Genomic DNA, 13748 nt, shown 5'->3' with positions numbered 1-13748 from the left:
GAGGCTTTTATGTTTCACGTGTAACATAATGCGACAAATAAAGACACGCTCAACCAAATAAATGAAACAGTGTGAGAAGGCTTTAGGTTCAGTGATACACTAGGATGAGGTGATAAGGATGATGACATTAAGCATTTTAGATCAATCTCCTGTTTCGGAAGGAAGTTCTGCTGAAACGGCGTTGAAGCAAACCGTCGAGCTTGCGCAGGCTGCCGAGGATCTTGGATATAAGCGATTCTGGGTATCTGAGCATCATTTTTCAAAACGGCTGGCTGGGTCCAGCCCTGAGGTGCTGATCAGTCATATAGCGGCGAAAACGAAGCGAATCCGTGTTGGCTCAGGCGGAGTCATGCTGCCGCATTACAGCGCTTATAAAGTAGCTGAGAATTTCCGTGTGCTGGAGGGGCTGACACCGGGAAGAATTGATCTCGGGCTTGGCAGAGCACCGGGGGGAATGCCGATTGCGTCATGGGCGCTGAATGACGGCGGGAAGCGCAATGCTGATCAGTATCCGCAGCAAATCAAGGAGCTGGCTATGTATTTGCATGATTTGGCGGATGGCAAACACCGTTTTCCGAATCTGACGGCAGCGCCGCATATTTCCACCGCGCCGGATGTGTGGCTGCTCGGCTCATCCGGAGAAAGCGCGCTGCTTGCCGCTGAGACAGGCGCTGGCTATATGTTTGCCCACTTTATCAATGGAGAGGGCGGAGAGGATACGGTCAGACAGTATAAGAGACGATTCAAGCCGTCTGTTTTAGGAGACATGCCTCGTGCGGCAGTCGCTGTTTTTGTTCTTTGTGCTGACACAGAGGAGAAGGCAGAGGAGCTTGCGGCAGTGCTTGATTTCACGCTTTTGGCGGGGGAGCAGGGCATCCCTTTAGAAGGAGTTCCTTCGTATAAAGCTGTCCGGGAAAATACGTATTCTCCGTATGAACAGAGACGAGTTGCTGATAATCGAAATCGAATGATTGTCGGCACGAAAGAACAGGTGAAGGCGCAGCTGTTGGCTTTAAGTAAAGCGTATGGCACGGAGGAAATCATGGCGGTAACCATAACGCATCATTTTGAAGATAAGCTTGATTCTTACCGCTTGTTACAGGAAGCATTTGCGAATGAATAAGAAGAAGCCCCGCCGATTCGGCAGGGCTTCTTCTTATTCCACGGTAAAAGGTTCTTCAGTCAGAACCTGGCTTGATTTGCCTTTGTTCGCGGCATAGGCGAGCAGGTAATATTCTCCGGCCGGAAGCTTGGTTCCGCCATTGATCGTGCCGTCCCAGTCAAAGTACCGATAGCCCTTATCTTGATTTTTATAGATGCCGGCTTGGCCTGCAAAATCAAGGTTGCTGTCATAGACGAGGAACGCCAGCTCTTCTGCTCCCGCAGGAAGATAGGTTTCAATTTGATAGGTGCCTTGTACAGATCCTTCGCTGACGGAGACAGATGTTACTCTCGGATAATCCGGCTCTTTGACGATCAGCAATGTAGGCATCTTAGCGACGGTTTTCCCGCCTTCTCTGACGATGACCGTTCCTTCATAGGTGCCGGCTTTTGTTTTCTTTGTATTGACCTTTACTTTTGCAGTAGCTTTTCCGGTTTTATGGGCCGGAATCACAACGCGGCTAGTGCCGGATGTGGAAATGCCGCTGCCGTTAAATGAGTATTCCAGCGTGTATGACTTTCTGATGGAAGATTGATTCTCAATTGTAAAGGTTTCTTTTTTCGTCTCGTTTTTGTTTTCCTTTAAGAATGTGCCGTATGAATAGCTTCCCGGTGAAACAATGGAGTCGGCTTTGATTGCATTCATGATTCTTGCGCTGCCTGCGCCTTGGGCGTTATGCGGGTACACTTCTCCGTCGCCGTCCTTTAAGGTGACAGCGGTATTCATGATGGCGGCTTTAATCTGTTCAACGCTCCATTTCGGTTTTGCTTGTTTGATAACGGCAACCGCTCCGGCAATATGAGGCGATGCCATGCTCGTTCCTTGTTTTGATCCGTAACCGTATGGGTTGTTAGGATCGTGTGTCGGGATGGTGCTGACGATATTGACGCCTGGTGCGGAAATATCAGGCTTAATCATCCATGTATCCATAACAGGGCCGCGGGATGAGAAATCAGCGACTTGTTCACCGAGCGCTTTTGAGACCGTCAACTTGAATGTTGCTTTTGTCTCGCCTGCTTTCATGGCGCTGATGAGTTTTTCACCGTCTTCTAATGAAAGTTTGATTGTTGGCACAGACATGCCAGGTACATTGGCTTCAATTTCACCAGATAGGTTGTTATATACAACCATGCCGATGGCGCCGGCTTTTTTGGCGTTGTCTGCTTTATCCACAAAAGCGATGCTGCCCCTTTTGACAACGGCGACTTTGCCTGTCAGATCTTTTCCTTCAAAGTCCTTTGCTTCGCCGATTCCGGCTTCGACAAGTTCAACTTCTTTGTTATTGAGCGCTTTAACGTCATTCTCTTTGTCATAGCCCATCACTTTTGCTGAAGAGTAGGAGCCGAATGTGACGGCGTATTCATTGAGCGGCAGCTGAGTCGCACCGACAGAAATCGCTTCTCTTGATGTGCCCGGTGATCCGACTGTCCAGCTGTTCGGTCCGCTGTTGCCGTTTGACGTAACCGCGACAACGCCTTCTGACATGGCCCAGTCAAGCGCTGTGCTTGTCGCCCAGTCCGGATTGTTTAAAGAGTTTCCGAGAGACAGGTTCATCACATCTGCTCCGTCCTGTACTGCACGTTCCACGCCGGCGATGACGTTTTCTGTTGTGCCGCTTCCGCCAGGGCCTAACACGCGATAAGCAAGAAGTGTGGCATCAGGCGCAACCCCTTTAATCGTTCCGTTTGCGGCAACAGTTCCGGCTACATGTGTTCCGTGGTCAGTAGATCCGCCCCTTGGGTCGCCCGTAGGTGTTTCTTTTGGATCGTAATCATTGTCTACAAAATCGTATCCTTTATATTGTCCGAAGTTTTTCTTCAAGTCAGGATGGTTGTATTCAACCCCGGTATCAATAATCGCCACCTTGACGCCTTTTCCTGTGTAGCCTAAATCCCATGCGTCGTTTGCTCCGATATACGGCGCGCTGTCATCCATTTGCGGAGATACGGCGTCCTCGGAGATCGTGACGTCTTTATCCTTTATATTGTCTGTTTTATACGTGACGTTTGGGTATACGGCTTTTACGTCTTTTACCGCGAGAAGTTTTGGAATTTCATTAGCTGGGAGTTTTATAGAAAAGCCTGAGAATACCTGCTCATATTCCCGGTTTACTTTTCCGTTTTTCACCGCTTTGATGGCCTTGTTTTTTGCTTTGGTGCGAGCGGTTTTCAGCTTGCTTTTCGTTTGGCTTTCACCTGCTTCCTTCGCCTCTGCCAAGGATTTTTCTTTTAACTCCACAATTACGGTTGTTTTTTTGCTAGTTGTCATGTCGATGTCACCGAATATCTCGGCTTTTTCCAGATCAGCCGACGTTTTTGAAGAAGCCGGAGCTGCCTGTATGCCTGTCATACCTGTGGATAACGTGAAAAATAAAATGAAACTTAGAAGCAGAAAGCGAATAATCCCATTTTTCAATGTGTTTCCCCCTTTGTGTTTTAGAAAAAATGTTAAAGACCTAGTATATATTTCTTGAAAATTCAAAAAAATCCTTGTGTCAAATGAACCATTTATTGAAATTCTATTGTGTATAAGGGAGGAGTTATACACAGAACCCTGTGCATAAGTGAATAAACCTGTGTATATATGTAGTTGGGAATATATGTTCCTATACAAAATATTGAGAGGGATTGTGGACATGTGGATATCTCTTGTGACTAAGTTGTTCTTAACTTTGGGATAACTTGTGTATAAAGTTTTTGAAGCGGTTCTCCAATTTTCATTTCATTTCTTTCAGCTTTCAACAAAACTTCTAAAAACTAGTTGGTTTTTTCACTCATATTGTGACAAAGAATTCTCTATTCGCGGTCTATCATAGAGTCATGAGTTTTGCTAGAGCCGCTAGTTTGCGAGAAAAGAAATCGGCCGTCTTTTCCCGCGGGCTGCGGCTGAGAAAACGGGCTGCTAAAAAGGCTGCCTGCCAAAAAGAAGCGGAGGGATGTTTTTCTATGAAACGTTTGCTTGTATCTTTACGGGTGTGGATGGTCTTTTTGATGAACTGGGTGACGCCGGACAGAAAAACTGCGGCTGCTGCGGTCTATTCGGCTCAGCGTACATACCAAAGAAAAGCGGCGGTGCAGGCCGCAGGACTTGTTTCGTTTTATGAATGGCGGATGGCTGTGAATGACGAAGAAAAGCAGAAAGCGAAAGCCGCCGCGCTTTATAAAAGAAGGTGTTTGCAAGCCTTCAAGGAATCGCCAAAGCAGGAGAGAGCTGGACCGCACCTTTACATGGCGGTCAAAAGGAGGTAAAATCCCAGTCAAAAGCAAATTGGCGGGAGAGATAGCCTCTTGAAAATCTATAAAGTATTAAACAACAATGCGGCTTTAATAAAAGAGGATAATCAGGAAAAAATCGTGATGGGACCGGGAATCGCATTTCAAAAAAAGAAAAATGATCTCATCCCTATGAATAAAGTGGAAAAGATCTTTGTCGTGCACGACGAGAATGAAAAGTTTAAACAAATCCTGCAAACGCTGCCGGAGGAGCATATTGAAATCGCTGAGGATATCATCAGCTATGCGGAGGGGGAGCTCGCGGCGCCGTTGAGCGACCACATTCATATCGCGCTTTCTGACCACTTGTCCTTTGCGATCGAAAGGGTTCAAAATGGGCTGCTTGTGCAGAATAAACTGCTGCATGAGATAAAGGCGCTCTATAAAAAAGAATATGAGGTCGGCCTGTGGGCAATCAGACATGTAAAAGAGACATTGGGCGTGTCTCTGCCTGAAGATGAAGCGGGTTATATTGCCCTTCACATCCATACGGCGAAGATGGATGCGGAGAGCATGTATTCAGCGCTGAAGCATACGACCATGATTAAAGAAATGATAGAGAAAATAGAAAACTACTTTAATCGAAAGGTGGATGAAAACAGCATTTCCTATCAACGCCTTGTCACGCATTTGCGATACGCGGTCAGTCGGTTGGAATCAAATGAAGCGCTCCATCATATGGATGAGGAGATGCTTTATTTCATCCAAAAAAAGTATTCATTTGCCTATCAATGTGCGCTGGAGCTGGCGGAGTTTTTGAAAAGTGAATATCAATTACATTTGCCGGAGTCCGAGGCCGGCTATATCACGCTGCATGTCCAGCGTCTTCAAGATCTCTCGGAATAACCGCTTTGACTTGCAGAGAGTGATCTCTGGAAGTTTTTTTATTTATCGGGATTGAGCGTGTAGTACATCCAGCCCATCATCACTATTCCTGCGGTCAGATTTCCGAGCGTAACAGGAATTAAGTTTCTGACCGCTCCCATCAGTGTCACCGTATCAGGGTGCTCGATCAAAAGTGCGATGGCGAATGTGCACATATTGGCAATGCTGTGCTCAAAACCTGAAATAAAGAAGCAGAAAACAAAAAGCATCATGGTAAACAGCTTGGCTCCTTCTCCTTTGAGAGACATCGGAATGAAAAAGGCGAGGCACACAAGCCAATTGCACAGCATACCTCTGAAAAACAGTTCGGAAGCTGACGGCTCCATTTTGTGCTCTGCCAGATGAATCAAAAAGGAATGAACAGAAGCCTCCTCAAAAAGTCCTGTCGCGCTGATCAGAATAGCAAATAGGATGGCGCCAATTAAATTGCCGGCATAGCTTGTCATCCACAGGTGCAGGGTGTCTCGCCAGCGAAGTTTTTTTCGGAGCGCGGTATAGGTGAAATAAAAGGTGTTGCCGGTAAATAAATCCCCGCCGCCGTAAGCAATCAGCAGAATAGCGGCTCCGAATGTGACAGCGGCTGCCGGAAAGGCAAACGGAGAATCAGCCATGAAGAAATAGCTGCCTGTTTTGCTTGCGGCTGTAATGCCGAAACCGATAAACATGCTGGCCAGAATGGATCTAAGCAAATAACGGAATTTACTGGAAATAAATATATTTTGTTTTTTTAAAGCGTACTGTTCAACCTTTTGCAATGCTTGAGTTTCCATGTTCTTTTCCTGCTTTCTTTGATGATTGAGCATAGTATAGCATGATATTGTGAAGTATTTCACAATTAAATTTTACGAATTTATGACTAAATGTTTTATCAAACTTTTTAACTAAAAAACAGTTGACGAAAACGCTGTCATGATTTATGATGAAAGCGTATTCTCAATCTGAATAAGCGGGATTGTGACTGGTAAAGCAGGCAAGACCTAAAATTTGCGTAGATGAAAAAGGATCGCTGTGTCCTTTATTCGTTGGCGAATTTTAGGTCTTTTTTGTTTAAATAAAAGGGGGAAAAACAGATGGATTACAAAGAGACTGCAAAACGCCTCACCGAGCTTCTCGGGGGCAAAGAAAACATTATCAGCGCGGCTCATTGTGCAACAAGACTGCGTTTAGTGATTAAGGATGAATCAAAGATAGATCAAACACAAGTAGAAGAGCTTGACGGTGTCAAAGGCGCTTTCAGCAGCTCTGGCCAGTACCAGATCATTTTCGGAACAGGCCTTGTCAATAAGGTGTACGATGCTTTTTCGAAGGAAGTTGATGTCGAGCGTGACGAACATGTAAATCACCAGGATGCGGCGAAAGAAAAACTGAATCCCGCTGCGAGATTTGCGAAAACGCTTTCTAATATTTTTGTTCCAATCATTCCGGCTATTGTCGCCAGCGGCCTGTTAATGGGCTTACTGGGTATGATCAATGCGTTTCATTGGATGAGCAAGGAGTCTGCTTTGCTGCAGCTGCTTGATATGTTTTCAAGCGCAGCCTTTATTTTCTTGCCGATTTTAATCGGGGTCAGTGCTTCAAAAGAGTTTGGCAGCAACCCTTACTTGGGAGCGGTTATCGGGGGAATCATGATTCATCCGACGCTTTTGAATCCTTGGGGGTTGGCGGAAGCAACACCAGATTTTATGCATCTTTTCGGATTTGATATCGCGCTTCTGGGCTATCAGGGGACTGTCATCCCTGTCCTGCTGGCGGTTTATGTCATGAGCAAGATTGAAAAATGGACAAGAAAAGTGGTTCCTCATTCGGTAGATTTGCTTGTTACACCATTTGTCACAGTGATTGTCACCGGGTTTGTCGCTTTTATCGCGATTGGTCCTTTGGGCAGAGCACTTGGCTCCGGCATTACGATTGCGTTAACTTATGTGTATGATCATGCCGGTTTTGTTGCGGGTCTGGTTTTCGGGGGGACTTATTCACTTATTGTATTGACAGGCGTTCATCACAGTTTCCATGCGATTGAGGCAGGACTTATTGCTGATATCGGCAAAAACTACTTGCTGCCGATCTGGTCAATGGCGAATGTCGCACAGGGCGGGGCCGGCCTTGCCGTCTTCTTTATGGCGAAAAAGGCAAAGACAAAAGAAATCGCGCTTCCGGCTGCATTCTCTGCTTTTCTCGGCATTACTGAGCCAGTCATATTCGGAGTCAATCTTCGCTACCGTAAGCCATTCATCGCCGCGATGATCGGAGGCGCATTGGGCGGTGCGTATGTCGTCTTTACACATGTTGCTGCAAACGCTTACGGGTTAACAGGGATTCCGATGATCGCCATTGCTGCGCCGTTTGGCGTTGGCAACTTGATCAACTATCTGATTGGGATGGCCATAGCGGGAGTGTCATCGTTTACCGCAGCGTTTATTATGAAGATTAATGAGGATGAGGGGAGAAAAAAATGACATCACATGATCAGGAGCTTCGTCGCCGGGCATATGAAGAAGTGGAGAAAAAAGAGCCTATCGCTGACAGTGATCCGCACCGCCAGCATTTTCATATCATGCCGCCGGTTGGGCTGCTGAATGACCCGAATGGCGTTGTATATTGGAAGGGCAGCTTTCATGTGTTTTTTCAGTGGCAGCCGTTTCAGACGGGGCACGGCGCGAAATTCTGGGGCCATTATACGAGTCAGGATGCTGTGAATTGGAAGCGGGAAGAGATTGCGCTGGCGCCGAGTGATTGGTTCGATAAAAACGGCTGCTACTCGGGCAGCGCTGTCACGAAAGACGGTCGGCTTTATCTGTTTTACACTGGAAATGTCAGGGATCAGGAGGGGAACCGAGAAACATATCAATGCCTTGCTGTATCTGATGACGGGCTGACCTTTGAGAAGAAAGGTGTTGTCGCCCGCCTTCCAGAAGGATACACGCCGCATTTTCGCGATCCGAAAGTATGGGAGCATGAAGGCACATGGTATATGGTGATTGGCGCGCAAACGGAGAATAGGCAAGGACACGCTGTGTTGTTTGCTTCTGATAACCTGACGGAGTGGAGATTTCTCGGCCCGGTAACTGGCGCAGGCTTCAATGGGCTGGACGATTTCGGGTACATGTGGGAATGCCCTGACTTGTTTACTCTTCAGGGGTCCGATGTGCTGATTGTCTCACCTCAGGGTCTTGAGGCAGACGGTTTTCATTATCAGAACGTGTATCAATCAGGTTATGTTGTCGGGCGTCTTGATTATAACAAGCCTGAACTGAAGCATGGCGATTTTATTGAGCTTGATCAAGGTTTTGACTTTTACGCTCCGCAAACACTTGAAGACGATCAGGGAAGGCGGATTTTGTTTGCATGGATGGCGGTGCCTGATCAGGATGAAGGATCTCATCCGACAATTGACTATCACTGGATTCACTGTATGACGCTGCCGAGACAGCTGACGCTATCAGGGCAGAAACTGATTCAGCAGCCGCTGCCTGAGCTGAAAGCCATGCGCAGGAATGAGAAGAACATACAAATCAACATGCATGGATCATCTGGGACGCTTCCAGTTGAAAACCCTGAAAGAGCTGAGATCTTGATCGAAGACATTGAGACAGAGTCCGGTTTTTCAATCAGTATCCGGGGAACGGCTGCGTTCTCCTTTGATCAGAACGAGGGGGTTATTACGCTGGAGCGAACGAGCTTCGACGGAAAACGAACAGAAGCGAGACATTGCCGCATCAAGGATTTGCATACCGTGCACATGTTTATCGACGCGTCATCTATAGAAATCTTTATCAATCATGGAGAAGAGGTCTTTAGTGCAAGATATTTTCCTTTCCCCGGAAATCATGACGTGACAGCCAGTTCGACCGGAAAATCTGAAATGAATGTCGGAATTTGGACACTTATGTAGAAAATCCTTCTATTTTCTTATGTGAAATCTGTGCCATCTGTGCTATTCTTCAACGATAACCTACTATTTTTTTCTGTAAAAGGAGTTGTTTTCTTGAATATACATGAACAGAAGATAACACCGGAATGTTTGGAAAAGGCTGCGGACCAGGTTGAAGATAAGCGGGAAGAATATAAGGATGTTCTGCTGCAGCTGAAAAAAATGCTTGGCGGGACCGCACCGCACAGTGAAACGGCGGAAATTCTTTCACGGGCATATGAGCAAATGAAGGAATACGCACTTTTTGTTCAGTCGATAGAAACATTTTTGAGGAAATCTGCGAACAATTTAAAAATCAAATAAACAGGCTGCCGATGGGATCGGCAGTTTTTTTTGTGAAAAGTTATTGGTTATATAAAAAAGGCTGCCTCTAAGTAAGGCAGCCGATGTTGTTTATGATTGTTTATCCAGACGCTGCGCAGAATGCTTCGTAGGTCCGACATACTGGTTTAGCGGGAAGGATTCTTTAATGGCAGCGGTAATGAATTCTTTCGCTGTGTAGATGGCTTTTTTGACTTCCGCACCTTTGGCGAGCTCCGCTGTCACGGCTGCTGAGAACGTACAGCCTGCGCCATGGGTATAAGGCGTATCGATCATTTCGCTTTCGAGGACTTCCGCTGTTTCTCCGTCATAGAGTACATCAACGGCTTTTTCGTGTTTGAGTTTGCCTCCGCCTGTAATGACGACATATTGGGCGCCGAGTGCGTGAATTTTTTTAGCAGCTTCGATCATATCGTCAACTGTTTTTAATTCATCCATGCCGCTGAGCTGGCTGGCTTCAAACAGATTCGGTGTAATGACAGTGGCTAGCGGCGCTAATTGTTCCCGCAGGGCTTGGGCGTGCTCCGGATAAAGGACTTCATTTGCCCCTTTGCAAACCATGACCGGGTCAATCACCACATTTTTTAATTGTTTTTCTTTGATCGTTTTTGCCGCAAGCTCGATGATATCAACGGTTGGCAGCATTCCTGTTTTCATGGCGTCCACTCCGATGCCGTCCGTAATCGTTGCAAGCTGGGCGCGGATTGTATCAGTATCGATCGGGAATACCTGATGGTCCCAGCTGTTGTTCGGGTCCATCGCGACGATCACTGTTAAGGCGGTCATCCCGTATACGTTTTTCTCTTGAAATGTTTTTAAATCAGCTTGAATCCCAGCACCGCCGCTGGAATCTGAGCCGGCAATGGTAAGTGCTTTATGCATAGACATGTCTTGAACCTCCATCATGTTTTGTCTTTCATTATAGTTAGATTTTCTCTGTATCACAATATAGAAGATCTATAGGAATCATTTGACAATACTAAAGAGCTTTCGTAAAATGCTACATAAGAAAACTAGGTAGGGGTTTTGTGATGTTAAATCGTGAGCTGGTGAAGGGCAGCACTGTGATATTGGTATTGACGCTTCTGAACGAGCGGCCGATGTACGGCTATGAGCTTGTAAAAGAAATGGGAACCCGCAGCGGAAATGAATGGCAGATGAAAGAAGGGACCTTGTATCCTTCTCTTCACAAGCTTGAACGCCAAGGGGTTATTTCTTCCTTTTGGGAGAAGCAGGAGAAAGGGCCGGACCGCAAATATTATCGGATTACAGATGAAGGCAAAGAGGTGCTGGCGGAACGCACGAAGGAATGGAGCGTATTTTCGGCTATGATGGACCGAATGTTGAAGCGGGGCGGGCAGAATGGATAAAGAAACATATTTGTCTGAAATCAAAAATGGACTTATAGGGCTTCCAGAAGGAGAGACGATAATAGAAGAGATTGAGAGTCATATTGAACATCATCTGCTCCACTCTCTTCAGGAAGGGAAGAGTGAGGCGGAAGCTATGCAGATTTTATTGCAGACGTTCGGAACACCAGCTGACATTGTTTCTTCGTTTAAGAAAGAACAGCCTGTAACGTTCCGTGTGTTTTTGGTGTTCCATCTTTTCTGTAACAGCGCACTATTCGCTGTCGGCATCGCTATTACGACGATGCACGTCTGGCTTGAATCGCCTATTGTTCAAGCAGTATGGAAAGGCATTTCTGTTTCTGTGTGGCTGATCTTAGCTGCATATATCATGTACTGGGTGCTGATTGGGTATCAAGGGGTGAGGGAGTTTGGAAAACGCGGAGAAAAGCTAGTTTTACAAACGATTCAAATCTCTATAGTGCCAAATATCATTTTTATGCTTGTATTTCTGTTCAATGTGATTCCTGCTGCGCTGTTTCAATCCTTTCTGACGCCTTGGTTTGTCGGAATTTGCGCTTGTGCAACACTGTTATTTCCGTTATTCGGCCGAATAGGCTGTTATATTGGCAGGCGTCAGCTTGCCTGATTTTTTAGGTATATGCATAGAATTTCTATGTAAGGAAGGTGTATGTCGTGAAGCTTAGCTCTTGTTTATATGGTTTTTTCGTTCATGGCGCAGTATTTTTGTTTACTGGCGGCTGCATGCTCTTGGCTATGTTAGCCAGCTTGCCTTTTGTTTTTCTTCTTGGATGGCTGCCTGATGTCGTCTTTACAGCCGGTGCCATTCTTATGCTGTTATGTTCATATGCTTATGTCTGGTTTTGGGCGGTCAGGTTTGCATATAACCAGAAAATGCGCCTGTTTGATGTTCAATTGGGGTCCTTTGTGCTGCTGGCCTTCATGATAAGTTTGTTTTTATTGGATGGATCTAGTATGAAAGACATCGTGATGAATTGGGACGATACAGGCTGTGCTTTTGTTCCGCCGGCTTTTACTTTTTTGTGTCTTTCTTATGCACTTGTGCTGCTTCCGGTCTATCAATCTAAGCTGTGGCATCTGATCCTTCCGAATAGCGTACGTCTGAAAGATCTCTTTCATGTATTTGGAGATCTGGCACTGATCTTGGTGCTATTGATCGGTGCCACATTATTGTTTCTATCATTCTAGTTTACTGTTTCAGTAGGATATTCCCACTGATCTCCCGTCCAATATATGTTTTAATAGTACATGACTATGAAAATGTGAAGGAGAGCATCATGAAGATTTCTATCGTAATTGTGACCTATAATCGGATTCCGGCTTTGTGTGAGCTTCTGGAGTCGATTTCGCAGCAGACCTTGAAGCCTTATGAAGTCATTATTGTGAATGATGCCGGGGAATCGGTCGTGCCGGTCAAAGCACTGTATCCGGAGCTGCCGATTGCTGTCATCAATTTAGAAAAGAACTCGGGGCATGTGGCTGCGAGAAATGCCGGTGTAAAAGAAACGTCTGGCGATTGCATTATGCTTTGTGATGACGATGATTTCTTTACACCGGGGCATGTGGAGAGAATGGCGAAGGAAATAGAAACGGCGGATTTCGTTCATTCTGATGCGGAGATTGTCTCATTTGAAGAGAAAAACGGAACAAGATATCCAATTTCGCGGAAGCTGTTTGCTTATACCGCTGACTACGAGGATATGAGAGTGTTCTCTACATATGTGCCGTCGGGAAGCATGTACAGACGTTTTCTGCATGCTGAAATCGGTTATTTCGATGCTGATGTGCACAATTATTGGGACTGGGATTTTTATTTGCGCGCGGCGAAGGATTACCGGGTGAAGCGTGTCCCTTGCGCCAGTGTGATGTATGCCTTCAGTGACGCGGGAGACAATCAGTCCGCGGACCTTGGCGCCAAGCGGAAACAATATTTGGATCGTTTAAGTGAAAAGCACGGACTCGGGGAACTGCCGACGAAAAACTTTGCCGTCCTGCTTGAAGAGCCTGAGATGAAAAGACGGGAAGCAAAAAGTGAAATCGTTTGGGATGGCAAACCTGTCTATTCCAGACTTCATCGTACGTAAGGGAGGCCTGAATCTTGAAACAGATTTTAGAAGACAGCTGGTGGAATCAGCTGGAAGAAGAGTTTGAGAAACCGTATTATCAAGAGCTCAGAGAAATGCTGAAGCGGGAATACGCGGAGCAAACGATTTATCCGGACAGCCGGGATATTTTTAATGCGCTGCATTATACCCCATTCGATGATGTCAAGGTGGTCATTCTCGGCCAAGACCCGTATCACGGGCCAGGACAGGCTCAGGGTTTAAGCTTCTCCGTAAAGCCGGGTGTGAAGCAGCCGCCTTCATTAAAAAATATCTTTCTTGAGCTGCAGGAGGACATCGGGTGCAGCATTCCGAACCACGGGTCGCTTGTCAGCTGGGCAAAGCAAGGGGTTCTCTTGCTAAACACTGTGCTGACGGTAAGACGCGGACAGGCAAATTCTCATAAAGGGAAAGGCTGGGAGCGGCTGACGGACCGGATTATTGACGTGTTGAATGAAAGGGAGCAGCCGGTAATCTTTATTTTGTGGGGCCGGCATGCCCAAATGAAAAAAGAACGGATCGACACGTCCAAGCATTTTATCATTGAATCGACGCATCCCAGCCCGTTTTCGGCAAGAAACGGATTTTTCGGGAGCAGACCGTTTTCCCGGGCGAATGCGTGCTTAGAGAAAATGGGAGAAGCGCCGATTGATTGGTGTATAAAGGATTTGTAAAAAGCGCGGA

14 protein-coding genes are annotated in these 13748 nt (G+C 46.2%); 11 read left to right on the top strand and 3 right to left on the bottom strand.

Annotation, left to right across the window (positions count from 1 at the left end):
- Nucleotides 1–118 precede the first annotated feature (118 nt).
- The gene (locus ABZM97_RS19760; protein WP_087992802.1) at nt 119–1123 is read left to right on the top strand and encodes an LLM class flavin-dependent oxidoreductase; all 1005 of its coding nucleotides are present in this window, start codon (nt 119–121) and stop codon (nt 1121–1123) included.
- A gap of 33 nt (nt 1124–1156) precedes the next feature.
- Here ABZM97_RS19760 and vpr read toward each other — a convergent pair whose 3' ends face one another.
- Nucleotides 1157–3577, bottom strand: coding sequence for a serine protease Vpr (gene vpr, locus ABZM97_RS19755; RefSeq protein WP_367387075.1), 2421 nt, complete (start codon nt 3575–3577; stop codon nt 1157–1159).
- Nucleotides 3578–4107: 530 nt separating this feature from the next.
- Here vpr and ABZM97_RS19750 point away from each other — a divergent pair.
- Complete coding sequence (locus tag ABZM97_RS19750) at nt 4108–4410, top strand: hypothetical protein (RefSeq protein ID WP_087992814.1); 303 nt, start codon at nt 4108–4110, stop codon at nt 4408–4410.
- Nucleotides 4411–4449: 39 nt separating this feature from the next.
- The gene (sacT, locus tag ABZM97_RS19745) at nt 4450–5280 is read left to right on the top strand and encodes a sac operon transcriptional antiterminator SacT (RefSeq protein ID WP_087992800.1); all 831 of its coding nucleotides are present in this window, start codon (nt 4450–4452) and stop codon (nt 5278–5280) included.
- A gap of 38 nt (nt 5281–5318) precedes the next feature.
- On the opposite strand, the gene ABZM97_RS19740 is transcribed toward sacT, so the two are convergent.
- Nucleotides 5319–6089 carry a formate/nitrite transporter family protein gene (locus ABZM97_RS19740; RefSeq protein ID WP_202327887.1) on the bottom strand — a complete coding sequence of 257 codons (771 nt, stop codon included), beginning with the start codon at nt 6087–6089 and terminating at the stop codon, nt 5319–5321.
- 300 nt (nt 6090–6389) lie between these two features.
- Here ABZM97_RS19740 and scrA point away from each other — a divergent pair, with 300 nt between their 5' ends.
- The 3 genes from scrA (at nt 6390) to ABZM97_RS19725 (ending at nt 9553) form a co-directional block, all read left to right on the top strand.
- Complete coding sequence (gene scrA, locus ABZM97_RS19735) at nt 6390–7775, top strand: PTS system sucrose transporter subunit IIBC (protein ID WP_333517885.1); 1386 nt, start codon at nt 6390–6392, stop codon at nt 7773–7775.
- A complete protein-coding gene (sacA, locus tag ABZM97_RS19730) occupies nt 7772–9211 on the top strand; it encodes a sucrose-6-phosphate hydrolase (protein ID WP_087992797.1) in 1440 nt (479 codons plus the stop codon). Before scrA ends, sacA begins: the two co-directional genes overlap by 4 nt.
- Before the next feature lie 93 nt (nt 9212–9304).
- Complete coding sequence (locus ABZM97_RS19725) at nt 9305–9553, top strand: hypothetical protein (protein ID WP_087992796.1); 249 nt, start codon at nt 9305–9307, stop codon at nt 9551–9553.
- A gap of 90 nt (nt 9554–9643) precedes the next feature.
- Here the strand turns inward: ABZM97_RS19725 and ABZM97_RS19720 are convergent, their stop codons facing one another.
- Nucleotides 9644–10459 (bottom strand): bifunctional hydroxymethylpyrimidine kinase/phosphomethylpyrimidine kinase, encoded by an 816-nt coding sequence (locus tag ABZM97_RS19720; protein ID WP_202327888.1) that lies wholly within the window; start codon nt 10457–10459, stop codon nt 9644–9646.
- A 143-nt stretch (nt 10460–10602) separates the two neighbouring features.
- On the opposite strand from ABZM97_RS19720, the gene ABZM97_RS19715 reads away from it, so the two are divergent.
- From ABZM97_RS19715 to ABZM97_RS19695, 5 genes are all read left to right on the top strand, one after another.
- Entirely contained in the window at nt 10603–10941 is a 339-nt protein-coding gene (locus tag ABZM97_RS19715; RefSeq protein WP_087992794.1) for a PadR family transcriptional regulator, read from the top strand.
- Nucleotides 10934–11569 (top strand): permease prefix domain 1-containing protein, encoded by a 636-nt coding sequence (locus ABZM97_RS19710; protein WP_087992793.1) that lies wholly within the window; start codon nt 10934–10936, stop codon nt 11567–11569. The genes ABZM97_RS19715 and ABZM97_RS19710 overlap by 8 nt, the downstream gene beginning before the upstream one ends.
- Before the next feature lie 47 nt (nt 11570–11616).
- Complete coding sequence (locus tag ABZM97_RS19705) at nt 11617–12150, top strand: hypothetical protein (protein ID WP_087992792.1); 534 nt, start codon at nt 11617–11619, stop codon at nt 12148–12150.
- A gap of 89 nt (nt 12151–12239) precedes the next feature.
- Nucleotides 12240–13046 (top strand): glycosyltransferase family 2 protein, encoded by an 807-nt coding sequence (locus ABZM97_RS19700; RefSeq protein ID WP_087992791.1) that lies wholly within the window; start codon nt 12240–12242, stop codon nt 13044–13046.
- Between the two features lie 14 nt (nt 13047–13060).
- Nucleotides 13061–13738: a uracil-DNA glycosylase gene (locus ABZM97_RS19695; protein WP_202327889.1), complete on the top strand. Its 678-nt coding sequence runs from the start codon at nt 13061–13063 to the stop codon at nt 13736–13738.
- Nucleotides 13739–13748 lie beyond the last annotated feature (10 nt).

It is taken from the genome of Bacillus vallismortis (assembly GCF_040784915.1).
Classification (GTDB): Bacteria; Bacillota; Bacilli; order Bacillales; family Bacillaceae; genus Bacillus; species Bacillus subtilis_G.
The sequence above is the reverse complement of the archived record's forward strand: the minus strand, read 5'-3'. Positions and strand labels throughout refer to the sequence as shown.

What these genes read in the sequence shown, in the direction of transcription:
- ABZM97_RS19710 (WP_087992793.1), top strand. Translation starts at nt 10,934, where the DNA reads ATGGATAAAGAAACATATTTGTCTGAAATCAAAAATGGACTTATAGGG.
- ABZM97_RS19715 (WP_087992794.1), top strand. Translation starts at nt 10,603, where the DNA reads ATGTTAAATCGTGAGCTGGTGAAGGGCAGCACTGTGATATTGGTATTG.
- ABZM97_RS19750 (WP_087992814.1), top strand. Translation starts at nt 4,108, where the DNA reads ATGAAACGTTTGCTTGTATCTTTACGGGTGTGGATGGTCTTTTTGATG.
- ABZM97_RS19740 (WP_202327887.1), bottom strand. Translation starts at nt 6,089, where the DNA reads ATGGAAACTCAAGCATTGCAAAAGGTTGAACAGTACGCTTTAAAAAAA.
- scrA (WP_333517885.1), top strand. Translation starts at nt 6,390, where the DNA reads ATGGATTACAAAGAGACTGCAAAACGCCTCACCGAGCTTCTCGGGGGC.
- ABZM97_RS19760 (WP_087992802.1), top strand. Translation starts at nt 119, where the DNA reads ATGATGACATTAAGCATTTTAGATCAATCTCCTGTTTCGGAAGGAAGT.
- ABZM97_RS19720 (WP_202327888.1), bottom strand. Translation starts at nt 10,459, where the DNA reads ATGTCTATGCATAAAGCACTTACCATTGCCGGCTCAGATTCCAGCGGC.
- ABZM97_RS19700 (WP_087992791.1), top strand. Translation starts at nt 12,240, where the DNA reads ATGAAGATTTCTATCGTAATTGTGACCTATAATCGGATTCCGGCTTTG.
- sacA (WP_087992797.1), top strand. Translation starts at nt 7,772, where the DNA reads ATGACATCACATGATCAGGAGCTTCGTCGCCGGGCATATGAAGAAGTG.